This window comes from bacterium (assembly GCA_019637795.1).
Lineage (GTDB): Bacteria > Desulfobacterota > Binatia > HRBIN30 > CADEER01 > JAHBUY01.
Map to the genome: position 1 here is coordinate 1 of JAHBUY010000012.1, position 1,588 is coordinate 1,588.

The following is a 1,588-nucleotide window of genomic DNA, read 5'->3' on the forward strand; positions in this document are numbered from 1 at the left end:
GCTGGGCGTCGAGTATCCGGACGGCCTGCCGCTCACCCGCGCCGATGCGGCGCTGATCGAGCGGGCGTTGTCGAACCTGATCGACAACGCGCTGCGGGTCACGCCGTCGGGCGGCCGCGTGCTGGTGCGCGCGCTGCGCGAGGGCGACGGCGTGCGGATCGAGGTCGCCGACACCGGTCCCGGCGTTGCCTCGGAAGACCAGCCCCGCGTATTCGAGCGCTTCTACCAGACCAGCCGGCACCGCGAGCACCGCGGCAGCTCGGGGCTGGGCCTGGCGATCGTCAAGCGGGTGGCCGAACTGCACGGCGGAACGGCCGGCCTGCGCAGCGAGCCCGGGCGCGGATCGACGTTCTTCATCGACCTGCCGCTGACTGCCTGAGTAGCGCCGCCGCCGCCTGCCGCGGCTCGAACGCGCGCCACCCCCCAATCCGCCAGCGACCCGACCCCGACCCGATGGACTGGCGCCGCATCGCGCACCTCGACATGGACGCGTTCTACGCGTCGGTCGAGCTGCTGCGCCGGCCCGAATTGCGCGGCCGGCCGGTCGCCATCGGCGGCCACGGCGAGCCGTCGCGCCGCGGCGTCGTCACGACCGCCACCTACGAGGCGCGCGCGTTCGGCATCCGCTCCGGCATGGCGCTGCGGCGCGCCGCCGAGCTGTGCCCGCAATGCGTGTTCCTGCCGGTCGACTTCGACGAGTACCGTCGCTACTCGCGGATGTTCAAGGCGGCGATCGCCGCCGTCACCGACCGCATCGAGGACCGCGGCATCGACGAGGTCTACCTCGACCTCACCGCGGTGCCCGGCATCCGCATCGAGCGCGGCGCCCCGGTCGCCCGCGACATCCAGCGCCGCGTGCTGGAGGCCACCGGCCTGACCTGCTCGGTCGGCCTGGCGCCGAACAAGCTCCTCGCGAAAATCGCCTCCGACCTGCACAAGCCGGCAGGCCTCACCATCGTCGACGCGGAGGACATTCCGGTGCTGATCTGGCCGTTGCCGGTGCGCCGGATCAACGGCATCGGGCCCAAGGCCGACCTGCAGCTCGAGGAGCTCGGGCTGCGCACGATCGGCGAGTTGGCCGCGGCGCCGCCGTCGATGCTCGTCGCCCGCTTCGGCGCCAACTACGGGCGCTGGCTGCACGAGGCCGCGCATGGCCGCGACGAGCGTCCGGTGGTCACGGCGAGCGAGCCGGTCTCGATGAGCCGCGAGACCACGTTCGAGCACGACCTGCACCCGCGGCGCGACTGGCAGGCGCTCGCCGCCTGCCTGGCCGAGCTGTGCCGCGACGTCGCCGCCGACCTGCGCCGCCGCGGCTACGCCGGGCGCACGATCGGCGTGAAGGCGCGCTACGACGATTTCCGCATCGTGACCCGCGACCTGACGCTGCCCGAGGCGACCGACGACGACGCGGCGATCCGCCGCGCGGCGTTCGAGTGCCTGGACCGGGTACCGGCGGTACGTCGGCTGCGGCTGCTCGGCGTGCGCGTCGGCAGCCTGTCGCGCCCGGGCGCGACGGCCGCGCGTGCCGGATCCGGCCGTGGCGTCGCCGCGTCGCCGGGCCCGCAGCAAGGGGAGCTGCCGCTGTCGG

2 protein-coding genes are annotated in these 1,588 nt (G+C 74.4%); both read left to right on the forward strand.

Going from position 1 to position 1,588, the window contains the following annotated elements:
- The coding region (locus tag KF840_26770; protein MBX3028514.1) for an ATP-binding protein at positions 1-379 on the forward strand (379 nt) is incomplete at its 5' end.
- A 74-nt stretch (positions 380-453) separates the two neighbouring features.
- On the forward strand, positions 454-1,588 hold a 1,135-nt coding region (gene dinB, locus KF840_26775), incomplete at its 3' end, for a DNA polymerase IV (GenBank protein MBX3028515.1).